We start from the raw sequence: 13470 nt of genomic DNA on the forward strand, positions 1-13470 counted from the left end.
ATTAGTTTAGACAAAGTACATTTTTATTTATAGGGTAAATCAGTACTGACTTTTGAGGTTTAATGATATGATGTAAGTGAATTTTGTTTAGTTGGGAAAAGAGGAGCTGAGTTAGAGATGGTAAAGTGGTTCGGGAAAAAACAGTATCTACGACCGATTGTACACATTAGTAGTTTGCTTTATTTAGCGGTATTATTTTTTTTAGTTGTAAATCAGCAAAGTTTTATTCAAGGAATTACGCAAAAGTATTTTAAAATCAATATTCAAAGTGTATTACTACTTTTTTCTTCTGAGGATTGGTTGACTAGCCTGCAGGAGCAAGCAAAACAAATGGGGATTGAACTAGCAATACTTGCTGGATCCCAGATTATCTTTATTATTCTTGGTTTGATTTTAATTGGATATTTGTTATGGAGATTAAAGAGGATTGATCGCTGGCATCTGAGTGAGAAGTTGCTTATAGCGGGTTACTTGTTTTTGGTCATTTCCTTGGTAACGATTCTTGTTAAAATGGGAATGGAGGTTTCACAAACATACAATACTGTTAATCATAGAATTAATAGTTTGAGTGTGAGTGAGCTGCAAGCTTTTCAAGATAAATTATCGGAAATCTTCTTGAACTCATCATTTTCACTGGATCAATTGGTTTCCAATATTCTTTCGTTGATCGATCAAATCCGTGGCTTAATCCAAAAAACAAAGAAAATTGCTGGTATTCCAGACCTGCTCCAACAAAGCTGGGCACAGATTTTGATTTTGAAAAATTGGTTGGTAGGCTGCAGTATTGGCGCGGTAGCTATTATCTTAGTAGGACATGTGGTTGAAGGTATCCGCATGATAAAAGACAGTCAGTATTTACAAAATAAATTTAACTTACATCATACGAAAAGAGTTCGTCAAATTGAGTTAAACGAACGATTAGTGGAAGTGATTGAACAACAACAAGTATTGATTGAACGCTTGTCTGAGGATAAAATAGCTTCTGATGATGAAGTGAAAGAGAATTGAAAATGAGTACAAAGTTCTGAACGAAAAGTTCAGAACTTTTTTAGTATGGTTCTATTGTTTAATCAACAGCAGTTATTTTCAAATCCTTAAAAAAACCTTCCGTACCAATATCAACAAACAAACCAACTTCTCCTCGTGCATCTGCTCCAAGCTTCATCTGTTCCACGATTAAAACGGGTTCCGTAAGATCATTTAAATAAAACTTCGCTGTCGCACCATTGATTACCGTTTTTAAGGTAATCCATTCATCAAGCCCAATATCCGCAGGTCCCTCAAAATCTGTTATCTCCAGGTTTCTAAAATACTCAAACGTATAGTCAGGATAAGAGAAATACTGAACAGCACGGTTTTTTCTGATCGGATCTGTCACACGTCCATTTGTAGGTCTGACATAGAAAGATTCAAACGCTGTATCTTCTTCATTAATGCGAAAAGCAATACCAATAAAACCACGAGCAAAATCTGGTGCATCAGGCAATAGGCGACTAAGCATTTTCACTTCAATTTCTCCATTATGAAAAGAACTGTCTACCAGTTTTACATAAGTATTTTCATCGAATTTCATTAGTTTATCTTTTTTCACGACTTTTAAAACAGTTTCATCAGCTAAATTTACCCATTCAGCATTTGTATGGACTGTTTTGATTAATGTTGTTTCAGGATTCATAAATGTCCTCCTCAATATAAGTTGACTATCATAACGCTAATTAAAGTATAGCTGATTTTCAAAAATAGGGTAAGTAGGCACAAATTTGTAACTATCCTTAGAGCTGTTCTTTATAAAACTGGCCCCATTTTCTCATCGCTTCAATAACAGGTAATAGAGTTTCGCCAAGTGGGGTTAACTGATATTCAACGTGAGGTGGGACTTTTTGAAAATCAATTCGTTCCACCAGACCATCTGCAATCATGGAATTCAGACTTTCAGTTAAAACTTTTTGCGAAATACCAACGAGAGAACGTTTTAATTCGGAGGTTCTTTTTGAACCGGAGATTAAATCACGGATAAGTAATGTTTTCCATTTACTGCCGATTAATTCCACTGTAGTCGCAACATCGCAAAGAGGCATATCTTCTTTTTTGATCATTGTAAGTATCTCCTAAGTCTATAGTTAGTAAATATCTGGATATTTGTATTAGAGATTATATCAGGTTTTTGAGGTAATAGGAAAGTTATCAAATAGTTCGTGTGGGAATGAATAATATGAAAAAAGTAATTTTTTGCATATGATATAATTGTTATATTTGACCTATTAATAATAATAAATTACATATATGTTTGCGTAGAAGTTGGAAAGAATATATGAGCCCAATGTTAAAAAATTTCGTAATAGAATCAATAGTTTTCTTATAAAGGAGATGTTTAAGATGTCAGATAAAATCAGTACCGATGCAGCGACAGTAAATTCTTTAACAAGTAAATTTACAAGCAGTATCTCATCATTGTCATTCAAACCAAAACAAGCAAGTAGTATGAGTTTTTCTGAAAGTAATGCAGCTAGTGCGATGAAAAGCAGTGTTTCTTCTCTAAGTTCTATCGTATCAACGTTCAAAAGCAACGCATCAAAAGACATTGGAAACTTAGAAAAAATACATCAAGCCATCAAACAGGCTGAAAAAAATGCAGTAAAGTAGGTGCTTTATGGAAGAAAAACAACTACAAGTGAAAATCGAAGAATATGAAGATCGAAAAATAGAATTAAAGAAAAAAGATACCGAAAGTGATTTTCTAATCAATAATCTCCAACGTGTTTACCAACAACAAGCAGAGATATTAGAAGAATTTCTCTATTACAGCAAAGGAACAGAAGCAGAACGTTCAGCTAGGATAGATTTAGAAATGCTAGAAGATGAACGAACAGAAGCGTTCAGAACCTTTGATGTGGGCAAAGAAGAGTTAACTGAATTAGTCAGTGAAACAGAACGTAAAAAAATCCAAGCAGAAGACGACCTCCTATGGCTGCAAAAAAAGCAACAAGCACAAAAGGAGGAGGAAGATGCCTAAATTTAGATATACGGAATGGCAAAACGTTGCCAGTGAAGTCCAAACGCTACGTTTAACAGTATTAGATCAACTAAATTCTTTTAAAGAGGCGCAACAAGCGTTTCAAAGTGCAGGGAAATTATCTGGTACAGGGTGGGATTCGACTAAAAGTTATTTTGATGCCTACTCAGAAGTATCAACCACAGTGGGCAATGCCTTAAATACCCTTGATGATGCGATCACCTCTTATTTGAGCGCTTTTACCTCAGAAGTTGGACCAGCAGAAAATGATTTGGATACCGCAAAAATGGAAGGTCTAAAAGCTGAGTTACGTCGTTTACAAGCAGAAAATGATGTGATCATGGAAGCTTTGGCAAAAGCCTTCGAAGACGTACCGTTTGTCAATCAATTTTTTAATAAACAAAGCATGTTAGGAACTGCCAAGAAAATTGAAATCCTCGAAAAATATAGCGCTTTTGAAGCAGCACATGGGAGTGATTTCTCAGACGTACAAACAGTCATTGCTTCGATTGCCGAAGGATTAGCTTTTCTAGGCAGTGCTGGAAATTTTTCAGGCGGTAAAGATGGCTATAAAACCATTGATTTTAAAAATCAAAAATGGTATAAAGCACTAAAGGACTTTGACGAAGCCCAACCCAAAGACCGAATTGATGTGGTCATCAAAGAATTATCGAACGGTGTCGAATATCAGATTTATCGCAATGGAAAATTGGATGTTCAAAAAACAAAAGAGTTACATGAACTGTTTCGTGTTCATAATGTTGAATTGTTTAAGGAGTATGGACCAGAGATTTTTAAAATCCTTACCAATATTGATGATATTGAGATCCTGCTTGCGAAAGATTCTACGACGATACAGCGCTCATCTTCTGGTGTTTTCTTGTTATTAGCTGTATTGCCGATTGATCGAGTGAAAGATATTTTGAAGTCAGCTAAGTTACTTAGAAATGGTGATTATACGCTGGATGCGATCAAGTTGACTGCTAAAGAGTGGGAAGCGTTGAAGGAGTTTGAGAAGTCGGCGGATGTTGTTAAGACGGTTGATAGAGGGAAAGATGCAGGGAATATAATTAGAAATATTGAAACACTGGATGATTTGAAACGATTGAAAAATACAGATATTTTTACAGACAAGTCTCTAAAGCATGTTTTTGAAGGAGAACTGACTAAAAGAGGGACTTCAGGATATCATGTTGATACTATAGATGGTAGTATCGGGAAAATTGTTGATGGAAGTAAAACTGCACCTAATAAATATGGTGTTTACGAAGCTCAGGTAGAAATAAATGGTACTCTAAAAAAAGGAAATGGGGGTAAATCTACCTTTTTCCCTGACAATTGGAGTTCACAACAAATTGTAGATTCTATAAATGAAGCATATAGTAAAAAAGTATTTAGAAGTGGAAACATTTATGTGGGAAAATTATCAAATGGAATGCAGATTGAAATGTATATTAATAAAACGACAGGAAAGCTTATTTCAGCGTTTCCAAAATATTAATAAGAAAATGAAAAGGAGTAAATATATTGATAAGTTATACTTTCGAAAAATGGAGATACGACGACCAGTCACCTACTGAATTAATAATAGTTTTTACAGATAAAAAAAATATTGGACTTGAGGAATTGCTTAATGTTGAAGGGTTTGCAATCACTTTGGATGATATTCTCGTAAAAATTGAATTAGTCATTTCTGGAGAAAGCGTGATTGAAGAAATTGGAACAGAGAGAAGTTTGGCTGAAATAAAAGAAGATACAACAACAATTTATGATTTATTTGAGGAATTAGTACCAGAAGAGGAGGCTAACCCTACAATAAAAATTGCTACATTAGAGTTAAAGGAAATAATTTTAGACTATCAGAAGCATTTGAAATTATTTGGAGAGAAGGAATAATAGTAGGAAATTTAAAAAAATTCCTCTTTTGATGAAAATAATTGAAGTTAAATGAATACAGATAAAAAAAGGAATGAAATTAGAAATCAGGGTGAAAGAAGTCTTAAAAAGGAGAAAAAACTTAAATATAAATGATGACTTTGGAATTGAAAAGTGTTGGAATGAGATGACAGAATCACTATCTCAAAATGAGAGTGAGACAACATGCTATCTTGCTGATGTTAATGAAAATGATCTATACTATATCAGTGAAATTTTTGAAGATATATCTGAAAAGCTTCAAAGTGAACAATTTATTAACTGTTTGAAAGAACTGGATAAAAAATTTCCTGAGTTAGATATGACTAAAGATATTGATATCGCTGAAAGTTATATTGAAAAATAAATAAACATCTAATTTAGAATCTTATTGATATCAGAGATTACAAAATACTGATATCAATAAGATTTTTAAAATACTTTTAGTGATGAAGGCATTGCTAAATATGCTTTTGTAGGATTAGATAGGACAACTGGTAATATAACAACATTACATTTGAAATATGTAAAAGAGCTTGCTAAAAAGGCACCTAGTTTAGGTTTAAAACCGTAGGAGGTAATATAAGATGATTATTGTAAAAAAAGTGAATTGGATAGATATAGATTCAAGAGAGGCAGATATTTTACTTTCAGATGGTACATATTCCATTGAATGTTTTTGTAGTGATTGTAATCTTTCAGAAGATGAGGCATTTTTAGATATTCTTTATGGATTTAATGTTAGAAATATCGTGAAAAGCTTCAATAAGGAATACGTAATAGATAAAAAAACGGTAGCTACTCTATTCAAGGAAAACTTGTAGATAAGGACAGTGAGATTTTACAAATAGGAGAGCTTAAAATAGATATATCTGATGGCGATATACCTAAGGACATTGACAAAAATGATTATGTGGAAGTTTGGATAAATGTCAATAAAGTAGACACAAAAAGAGCAAATACCTAGTGAGAATTAAAATAGTTATCCTCCTTTTCATTTGGTGTAAGCATATTTAGAGTGCCATGAGGACGTTTAGAATTATAGAACCCTTCGATGTACTCAAAGCAGGCTAGTTGTACTTCTTTAAGAGAAGAAAAAGTTCTTCTGTTTAGTTCCTCTTTTTTCATATATTTGAAAAAAGCTTCTGTGACAGCATTGTCCCAAGGATAACCAGGTTTCGATAATGGTGTTAGTATCAAATCTTAGACAACTTTTCGTAGAGACAAAAATAAATTAAACTTATCTACGAGAGGATGAATTTTTATGACCCGCTATGAAGAAAATTTTAAACAGATGATTGTTGAACTGAATCAAACTGGACGTTCTGTCCGAGGCTTGGCGAAAGAATATGGCTTACCTGAAGCGACGATTTACAAATGGAAGAATTTATATTTACCTAATCAGTCCACAGGACTGACTGGAAAAGAAGCGGCTGAACTGAGAAAAGAAAATGCCCGTTTGAAAAAGGAACTTGAAATCCTAAAAAAAGCCGCTGCCATATTCTCTCGGGAAACCTAAATTCGCTTGTTCAATTTATTGAAAAATGGTGTAAGGATTACACTGTTTCTTTGTTGTGTCGGTTATTAGAAATTCCTAGAAGTGTCTATTATTTTTATAAAAACAAACCGTTGACAGCTACGGAAATCAGAAATAATAAGATGAAAAAAAAGATTTCAACGATTTTTTTAGCTAATAAACAACGCTATGGTGCCACAAAAATCCATCAAGTGTTACTAAAAGAAGGGATTTCAGTCTCTCTTAAACATGTTCAAAAGCTAATGAAACAATTAAATATGAGGTCAATTGTAGTTAAGAAATATAGACCTCAAAGGTCTAATAAACCAATTATTTCAAAAGCGAACCTCTTAAATCAGGACTTTTCTACTAAAACGATCTGTGAGAAATGGGTAGCTGACATTACTTACATTCCTACTAAGAAAAATGGGTGGTGCTACTTATCTTCGATCATGGATTTACACACGAAAAAAATTATTAGCTATACCTTTTCAAAACGAATGACTGTGGATTGTGTCATCCAAACATTGAATAAAGCAAAACTACAGTATCACATTCCGGAAGGAATGATTCTACACACTGATTTAGGCAGCCAGTACACAGCTAGCGAAGTGGAACAATGGCTTGAAACCAACAAAATAAGGCATTCTTATAGTCGAAAAGGAACCCCTTATGATAATGCAGGAATCGAATCTTTTCATGCCTCATTGAAAAAGGAAGAAGTCTACACGACTAGTTACTCAGATTTTGAAGAAGCAAATCGAGCACTATTTAGCTACATTGAAGGATTTTATAATCGAAATAGAATCCATAGCTCGACACACTATCTAACCCCACAGGAGTTTGAAGAGCTAGCAAAAGAACAAATGGCGTAAGCGTCTCTACTAAAATATGTCCAAGATATTGACTCAAATCCACCTATTATTACACAAGCAGAAATTGATAAAGTTGAAGAAACAAAAGTTTTGTTTGAAAATTTAGTCGTTAACCCTTATGTATCAAATGGCTTTATTGCGCTATCGTTTAAAGCTGAGAACATGAAGATTTTAAAGGCTTAAAAGCTAATAAAAAAAGTAGAATGGTATCTAAATGGATATCGTTCTACTTTTTATTTGTGTTTACCATAAGGTGTTTTTATATCTGTGAGATTTAAAAGATAATCGACACTTGTTGAGTAGTATTGAGCCAGCTTTATTAATGACTGACTAGGAATATCTAAATTCCCAGTTTCATAACGAGAATAAGTAGTTTGGCTAACGTTTAAAAGTTTTGCCAGTTGTTCTTGACTTAAATCTTTATCCTCGCGTAAATTACGAATACGATAATACATGGAATCACCTCATAATTATTTTACGATATGCGTTTTTTGCATATTGACTTTTATGCGTTAAACGCATAGAATGGGATTAAGAATAAAGACTATTTTTTGGATAAGCACTTTTTTGATTAGTAAGTTCTACTAAATAATCAATACTTGTGGAATAATATTGAGCAAGTTTTATCAGTGATTGACTTGGGATGTCTAGTTTTCCAGTTTCATAGCGTGAATAAGTTGTTTGACTAACGTTTAAAAGCTTTGCTAGTTGTTCTTGGCTTAAATCAGCGTCTTCACGCAAATCACGAATACGATAATACATAAAATCACCTCAAGGTTATTTTATAGTATGCAATTTTCGCATGGACTGTTTCATGCGATAAACGCATAGAAAGGAAGGGGAATTAAGATGGAAGAGAACGAGGAAAAAAATGAAAGCCTTTTGTTGACGGAAAAAAACCAGCCAGTGAAGTCGATTGCCAAGCAAGATATTTATGATTTAAGGGATCACTTGGAACAATTAGCTTCTTGGAAAGAGCCATTGAAATTAGTGAATGAATTTTTTGAGAATCAGGCAATTCCTTTGAACAAAAAGAAAATTATGAGGGAATTTCATGCACAAGCTAGGGTGTTCAATATATTTTATATGAATTTTATATTAAGTATGGACACGTTAGAAGAAAAAGCTGCAAATTTAGAAAGAAAAGAAAAAATAAAAGTGTAAAAAAATCAGTACGGCAATACTGATTTTTTAGGAGAATTAGCTTTCCAGAAAGAGCTGATTTTCTGATATATGGCTTATCTCAGAGAAATAGTGAGATAAGCTTTTTTTGTTTTTTAGTAGATTGCATATTTTTAATAAAAATGGATTTTGTCTATTTTATGATAGAATAGTAATGACAATGCGATTTGGGAGGTATTTTATGAGAACAGGAGACAATGTTAAGTTTAATCAATCAAAGCATTTTAAATTTATAAGAGAATTAGGTAGTGGTGGTACTGGAGTAACTAATCTATTTAAAGACGAAACCACAGACACTTTTTTTGCGATAAAAAAATATCAACCATCAGGTGGAAATATAGAGTACGAGGAAGAATACTATAATAGATTTGTGGATGAAATTAAAATATTATTCCAACTGTCTCATTCAAACATAGTAAGAGTTTATAATTATTATCTATATCCTCAAAGTACACTAGGCTATCTTCAAATGGAATACATTGAAGGCGTTCCTATTGATGAATATGTAGAAAACAATTTTGTTGACCTTAACAATTTATTTCGTAGTGCAATTGATGCATTTGTTTGTTTAGAAAAAAATAATGTATTACATAGAGATATACGACCAGCAAATATTATGGTTGATAATAGCGGACAAATTAAAGTGATTGATTTTGGTTTTGGCAAAATTTTAAATAGCGAGAATTCTGAAAATAGCATTCTTTTAAATTGGCCAGCAACTGAACATCCTGATGAAGTTGAGTGCCATAATGATTATACTGTTCAAACGGAAATCTATTATTTAGGATACCTTTTTAGAAAATTACTCAAAGAAAACTCTATTAATGATTTCAAATTTGCAAATATATTAGAGAAGATGTGTGAAACCAATATAAAAAACAGATATGAGAGTTTTGAAAAAATTTCTGTTGAAATTGCTAAGGGTATGCTTTTAACTCTGAACTTTTCTGAGTTTGAAAAAAGAACTTACAAAGCGATGGCAGAAAATTTAAGTTCCATTATTAAAAATTTTACCAGTAAGTTTTCTCCAGTAACTGATGCTAATGAAGTACTAACTAACTTGGAAGATATTCTTAAAAGTAATATTTTAGAAGAGGTAGTCCAAAATAACAGTTTGTTAATTAATGCGTTTGTAAACAATGGGTATTCTTATAGCATAAAAATTCGTGTACCAGTAAGTGTTGTTGAGAAATTCTATGAGCTATTTTTAAATAGTAATTTTCAGAAGAGAAAAATTATTCTAGAAAACTTAAAAAGTAGATTAAGTCAGATAGAGAATAAAATTCAACCATTTGATATTGACAATGATGATTTACCTTTTTAAGTCAGCTCTATTGGTTGCAAAATGGTTGCACCAAACAAAAAAGAACCGTGAAACCCTTTAGTATCAAAGGTTTCACGGTTTCTTTAATTATTCCCACTCAACAGTAGCAGGCGGCTTACTCGTAATATCATAAACAATCCGATTCACATGATCCACTTCATTCACGATCCTCACAGAAATCTTCTGCAACACATCCCAAGGAATTCTCGCAAAATCAGCCGTCATCCCATCGATCGAAGTCACGGCACGAATACCAACCGTATAATCATACGTACGACCATCACCCATCACACCCACACTGCGGATACCAGGTAACACAGTAAAGTACTGCCAAATATCACGATCTAAACCAGCATTGGCAATCTCTTCACGTAAAATCGCATCCGAATCACGCACGATTTCTAATTTATCTTCAGTAATTTCACCAAGCACACGAATCCCTAAACCAGGACCAGGGAATGGTTGGCGCCAAACTAGCGCTTCAGGCATGCCTAATTCAATCCCTAATGCACGAACTTCATCTTTAAACAACGTATTCAACGGTTCGATCAATTCAAATTGCATATCTTCTGGCAATCCGCCCACGTTATGGTGAGATTTGATTGTTTGCGCTGTTTCAGTCCCGCTTTCTACGATATCTGTATAAAGGGTACCTTGCGCTAGGAAGTCGATGCCATCAAGTTTTGTCGCTTCATCATCGAAAAGATAAACGAATTCGTTCCCAATGATTTTACGTTTTTTCTCTGGATCAGAAACGCCAGCTAATTTATCTAAGAAACGTTCTTTTGCATCTACTTTAATAATGTTTAAGCCGAATTTTCCGCCTAAACTATCCATTACTTGTTCTGCTTCACCTTTGCGCAATAAACCATGATCTACAAAGATACAAGTCAATTGATCGCCAATGGCTTTTTGTAAAAGCACACCAACAACGCTTGAATCCACACCGCCTGAAAGGCCAAGAAGGACTTTTTTATCGCCAACTTGTTCGCGAATTTTGTTGATTTCCATTTCGATGAAGTTACCCATTGTCCAGTCGCCTTCGCAATGACAAATATCAAAAGTAAAGTGACGTAATAAGTCGTTTCCGTACTCAGAGTGACGAACTTCTGGATGAAATTGTACGCCGTAAAGGTTTTGAGCGGTATCTTGAACTGCTGCAAACGGACAATCTGCACTAGTTGCCACCGTTTCAAAACTATCAGGGATAGCAGCAACAAGGTCACCATGACTCATCCAAGCGATTTGTTTTTCAGGAGTGCCTTTAAAAATAGGTGAATCAGGGATCAAAAGAGATAGCTCTGATTTGCCATATTCACGGTTGCCGGCAGGTTCAACTTTTCCACCTAGATTATGCATCATCAATTGCATACCGTAACAAATCCCTAGAATTGGAATCCCTAATTCATAAATTTCAGGATCAATCTGGAAGGCATTTTCATCATAAACACTATTTGGACCACCAGAGAAAATAATTCCTTTTGGTGCCATTTCGCGAATTTCATCCGCTGTGATTCGGTGGCTCAATAATTCTGAGAACACGCCAAATTCACGAATACGTCGAGTAATCAATTGGTTATATTGACTACCAAAGTCTAAAACAATAATTTTTTCGACAGTTGTCAAATCGGCAACGTTAGTCACATCTATTACCCCTATTCATTTAGATTTATCTAATAAGAGGTTGTAAAAACGGCGTTTAGGTTCGAGCCGAGAAGGAACAACATGCAAATGTTGCGTCTTGTACTTTTCAACATAAGACACTAAATAGAAACAACGTTCCTTTCAGTCACCTTGTACCAATCAATAGCAACTCATCACTTCGTTGTATTTCTTGGTATGTTTCAAAGCAAGAAACCTGCTCTTTTTACACCGTTTATGGAGAATTTTCCGTTAGGAAAATTCTGACCCCTTTAGAATCAAGTTAAGTGTTGCTTTGTGATCTAGCTTCATAAGCTAGTACTTACGCATAAAAATTTTATCTATAATATGATTTTCAGTCTTATGAAGTATAATATCTGCTCTGCCGCGTGTTGGCAAGATGTATTCTTCTAAATTCTTCAAATTCACATTTTTCCAGACTTCTTTTGCCATTGAAAATGCTTCTTCTCGATTTCCAATCGCATACTGGTAATAATAATTATCTGGTTCAAGAAAAGCTGTATCCAGTAAGGCGCCGAAGCGTTCTAGATACCATTTTTCAATCAAATTTGGGTCAGCATCAACAAAAACAGAAAAGTCAAAAAAGTCGCTAACATAAATCTGTTGATTCGCTGGCAGTTGTAAGGTGTTAATTCCTTCTACAATCAAAATATCCGGCTGTTGGATGATCTCGTACTCACCTTCAATAATGTCATAAACACTATGAGAATACAGGGGGGCTTTGATTTCGTCCTGCCCATTTTTAACTTGATTTAAAAAATCAATCAGCTTTTCCATATCGTAGCTTTCAGGGAATCCTTTACGGTTCATAATGCCTTTTTCTTCTAAAACTCGATTAGGATATAAAAAACCGTCCGTCGTAATTAGTTGAACATTGCGGCGTTTAAAGGTTCTGGATAAGATGATCTGCAGCAAGCGCGCAGTGGTGCTTTTGCCTACAGCTACACTTCCGGCGATCCCAATAATAAATGGCGGCACAGGTACGTATTCATGTAAAAATAGGCCCTTACTAACAGTCAAGGATTCAAATTCTTTCATATATAAATGGATTAAATGTGTCAAAGGAACATAAATATCCTGAACGTCCTGCAAGGAGATCTGGTCATTAAAGCCTTTAATACTTTCTAATTCTTCTTCCGTCAGCGGCGCTTTGCCGTTATGATAGAAGCCTTGCCATTCCTCACGGGAAATGGGGTAGTAATTCATTTTTTCGTCCATTTAAACCTCCACCAAAGCCAGCATTGTTTCTTTCCGCCTTTTATTTTAACACAATTTAGCTTGACCTAACACCAATTCCTGAAAGAATTCTTTCCTTCAGCTAAATGAAGAAGATCGTGGTATCATATTAACAGAAAAAACGTTGAACGGAAGGAAGACAAGGCATGAAAAAACTGGTTTTATTTGGTGATAGTATCACAGCTGGGTATGGGGAAGAAGCCATTACGCCGATTTTACAAAACCTGATTACTGAAGGCTTAGACGCGCAAAATTTTGAAGAAATTCTGATTATGAATGCAGGAATGCCGGGAGATACGACAGATGATGGTATGAAGCGGCTGGAAAAAGAAGTTCTAGCGGAAAAACCAGATATGGTGACGATCTTTTTTGGAGCCAATGACACGAATAGTGATAACTTAGTTCCTTTAGAAAAATACGCTGAAAATATCGAAACCATGATCCAAAAAATCGGCAAGGAAAAAATCATTTTGTTAACACCCCCATACGTAGATTGCGGTCGCAAACCAAATCGTGAGGATCATCGCATCCAAGAATATGCTGAACGAGTAAAAGTAATTGGTGGGAGATACGAAATTCCGGTCATTGATTTGTACAAAGCGATGGCTGCATATCCCGGCACAGATGAATTTTTACAAGAAGATGGACTGCATTTTTCACAAACAGGGTATGATCTGCTTGCAGCCTTGATTGTTCGGGAAATAAAAGGTAGACTGATGACAAAAGAAAAATAGTAAGGACGAAGAAA

At 34.4% G+C, this 13470-nt stretch carries 17 protein-coding genes and 1 pseudogene; 11 read left to right on the forward strand and 7 right to left on the reverse strand.

Annotated features, from left to right (window positions below; translation table 11 throughout):
• The first annotated feature begins 117 nt into the window (after positions 1-117).
• On the forward strand, positions 118-1008 hold the full coding sequence (locus tag C240_RS07495; RefSeq protein WP_271493326.1) for a hypothetical protein: 891 nt from the start codon (positions 118-120) through the stop codon (positions 1006-1008).
• Positions 1009-1066: 58 nt separating this feature from the next.
• Here the strand turns inward: C240_RS07495 and C240_RS07500 are convergent, their stop codons facing one another.
• Both C240_RS07500 and C240_RS07505 read right to left on the reverse strand, forming a co-directional pair.
• The gene (locus tag C240_RS07500) at positions 1067-1675 is read right to left on the reverse strand and encodes a hypothetical protein (RefSeq protein ID WP_271493328.1); all 609 of its coding nucleotides are present in this window, start codon (positions 1673-1675) and stop codon (positions 1067-1069) included.
• Positions 1676-1772: 97 nt separating this feature from the next.
• Positions 1773-2096, reverse strand: a complete 324-nt coding sequence (locus C240_RS07505) for a winged helix-turn-helix transcriptional regulator (protein WP_271493330.1) — start codon at positions 2094-2096, stop codon at positions 1773-1775.
• Between the two features lie 280 nt (positions 2097-2376).
• On the opposite strand from C240_RS07505, the gene C240_RS07510 reads away from it, so the two are divergent.
• The 6 genes from C240_RS07510 to C240_RS07535 all read left to right on the forward strand — a co-directional run bounded on the left by C240_RS07510 (position 2377) and on the right by C240_RS07535 (position 5751).
• On the forward strand, positions 2377-2643 hold the full coding sequence (locus tag C240_RS07510; protein ID WP_271493332.1) for a DUF3130 family protein: 267 nt from the start codon (positions 2377-2379) through the stop codon (positions 2641-2643).
• Positions 2644-2650: 7 nt separating this feature from the next.
• A complete protein-coding gene (locus C240_RS07515; protein WP_271493334.1) occupies positions 2651-3013 on the forward strand; it encodes a hypothetical protein in 363 nt (120 codons plus the stop codon).
• Complete coding sequence (locus C240_RS07520) at positions 3006-4514, forward strand: EndoU domain-containing protein (RefSeq protein WP_271493337.1); 1509 nt, start codon at positions 3006-3008, stop codon at positions 4512-4514. Before C240_RS07515 ends, C240_RS07520 begins: the two co-directional genes overlap by 8 nt.
• Positions 4515-4540: 26 nt before the next feature.
• Positions 4541-4909 carry a hypothetical protein gene (locus C240_RS07525; RefSeq protein ID WP_271493339.1) on the forward strand — a complete coding sequence of 123 codons (369 nt, stop codon included), beginning with the start codon at positions 4541-4543 and terminating at the stop codon, positions 4907-4909.
• 73 nt (positions 4910-4982) lie between these two features.
• Positions 4983-5294, forward strand: coding sequence for a hypothetical protein (locus tag C240_RS07530; protein ID WP_271493340.1), 312 nt, complete (start codon positions 4983-4985; stop codon positions 5292-5294).
• Between the two features lie 220 nt (positions 5295-5514).
• A complete protein-coding gene (locus tag C240_RS07535; RefSeq protein ID WP_271493342.1) occupies positions 5515-5751 on the forward strand; it encodes a hypothetical protein in 237 nt (78 codons plus the stop codon).
• A 139-nt stretch (positions 5752-5890) separates the two neighbouring features.
• On the opposite strand, the pseudogene C240_RS07540 reads toward C240_RS07535, so the two are convergent.
• A pseudogene (locus C240_RS07540) lies at positions 5891-6124 on the reverse strand (integrase core domain-containing protein); the annotation flags it as partial.
• A 67-nt stretch (positions 6125-6191) separates the two neighbouring features.
• On the opposite strand from C240_RS07540, the gene C240_RS07545 reads away from it, so the two are divergent.
• Positions 6192-7318 (forward strand): IS3 family transposase gene (locus tag C240_RS07545; RefSeq protein ID WP_271493344.1). Its coding sequence is split into 2 segments (ribosomal slippage): positions 6192-6423 and positions 6423-7318, totalling 1128 coding nucleotides; the frame shifts between segments, so codons are not numbered across the junction.
• A gap of 233 nt (positions 7319-7551) precedes the next feature.
• On the opposite strand, the gene C240_RS07550 is transcribed toward C240_RS07545, so the two are convergent.
• On the reverse strand, positions 7552-7773 hold the full coding sequence (locus C240_RS07550) for a helix-turn-helix domain-containing protein (RefSeq protein WP_142477141.1): 222 nt from the start codon (positions 7771-7773) through the stop codon (positions 7552-7554).
• 76 nt (positions 7774-7849) lie between these two features.
• The gene (locus C240_RS07555) at positions 7850-8080 is read right to left on the reverse strand and encodes a helix-turn-helix domain-containing protein (RefSeq protein ID WP_271493348.1); all 231 of its coding nucleotides are present in this window, start codon (positions 8078-8080) and stop codon (positions 7850-7852) included.
• A gap of 87 nt (positions 8081-8167) precedes the next feature.
• On the opposite strand from C240_RS07555, the gene C240_RS07560 reads away from it, so the two are divergent.
• A complete protein-coding gene (locus tag C240_RS07560; RefSeq protein WP_271493350.1) occupies positions 8168-8482 on the forward strand; it encodes a hypothetical protein in 315 nt (104 codons plus the stop codon).
• Positions 8483-8681: 199 nt separating this feature from the next.
• Entirely contained in the window at positions 8682-9824 is a 1143-nt protein-coding gene (locus tag C240_RS07565; protein ID WP_271493352.1) for a protein kinase family protein, read from the forward strand.
• 87 nt (positions 9825-9911) lie between these two features.
• Here the strand turns inward: C240_RS07565 and guaA are convergent, their stop codons facing one another.
• Together guaA and coaA are read right to left on the reverse strand one after the other, a co-directional pair.
• Positions 9912-11468: a glutamine-hydrolyzing GMP synthase gene (guaA, locus tag C240_RS07570; RefSeq protein ID WP_271493354.1), complete on the reverse strand. Its 1557-nt coding sequence runs from the start codon at positions 11466-11468 to the stop codon at positions 9912-9914.
• 312 nt (positions 11469-11780) lie between these two features.
• Entirely contained in the window at positions 11781-12704 is a 924-nt protein-coding gene (gene coaA / locus C240_RS07575) for a type I pantothenate kinase (protein WP_271493356.1), read from the reverse strand.
• Positions 12705-12868: 164 nt separating this feature from the next.
• On the opposite strand from coaA, the gene C240_RS07580 reads away from it, so the two are divergent.
• Positions 12869-13456, forward strand: a complete 588-nt coding sequence (locus C240_RS07580) for an SGNH/GDSL hydrolase family protein (RefSeq protein WP_271493357.1) — start codon at positions 12869-12871, stop codon at positions 13454-13456.
• The last annotated feature ends 14 nt before the right edge of the window (positions 13457-13470 follow it).

The organism is Enterococcus sp. 5H, from assembly GCF_028128615.1.
In the GTDB taxonomy this organism is placed as follows: Bacteria; Bacillota; Bacilli; order Lactobacillales; family Enterococcaceae; genus Enterococcus_L.

Bases quoted from the DNA above. Each gene is read 5' to 3' on its own strand.
- C240_RS07510 (WP_271493332.1), top strand. From the start codon at position 2,377: ATGTCAGATAAAATCAGTACCGATGCAGCGACAGTAAATTCTTTAACA.
- C240_RS07515 (WP_271493334.1), top strand. From the start codon at position 2,651: ATGGAAGAAAAACAACTACAAGTGAAAATCGAAGAATATGAAGATCGA.
- C240_RS07500 (WP_271493328.1), bottom strand. From the start codon at position 1,675: ATGAATCCTGAAACAACATTAATCAAAACAGTCCATACAAATGCTGAA.
- C240_RS07560 (WP_271493350.1), top strand. From the start codon at position 8,168: ATGGAAGAGAACGAGGAAAAAAATGAAAGCCTTTTGTTGACGGAAAAA.
- C240_RS07535 (WP_271493342.1), top strand. From the start codon at position 5,515: ATGATTATTGTAAAAAAAGTGAATTGGATAGATATAGATTCAAGAGAG.
- C240_RS07555 (WP_271493348.1), bottom strand. From the start codon at position 8,080: ATGTATTATCGTATTCGTGATTTGCGTGAAGACGCTGATTTAAGCCAA.
- C240_RS07530 (WP_271493340.1), top strand. From the start codon at position 4,983: ATGAAATTAGAAATCAGGGTGAAAGAAGTCTTAAAAAGGAGAAAAAAC.
- C240_RS07505 (WP_271493330.1), bottom strand. From the start codon at position 2,096: ATGATCAAAAAAGAAGATATGCCTCTTTGCGATGTTGCGACTACAGTG.
- C240_RS07520 (WP_271493337.1), top strand. From the start codon at position 3,006: ATGCCTAAATTTAGATATACGGAATGGCAAAACGTTGCCAGTGAAGTC.
- C240_RS07580 (WP_271493357.1), top strand. From the start codon at position 12,869: ATGAAAAAACTGGTTTTATTTGGTGATAGTATCACAGCTGGGTATGGG.
- C240_RS07550 (WP_142477141.1), bottom strand. From the start codon at position 7,773: ATGTATTATCGTATTCGTAATTTACGCGAGGATAAAGATTTAAGTCAA.
- C240_RS07565 (WP_271493352.1), top strand. From the start codon at position 8,682: ATGAGAACAGGAGACAATGTTAAGTTTAATCAATCAAAGCATTTTAAA.
- C240_RS07495 (WP_271493326.1), top strand. From the start codon at position 118: ATGGTAAAGTGGTTCGGGAAAAAACAGTATCTACGACCGATTGTACAC.
- coaA (WP_271493356.1), bottom strand. From the start codon at position 12,704: ATGGACGAAAAAATGAATTACTACCCCATTTCCCGTGAGGAATGGCAA.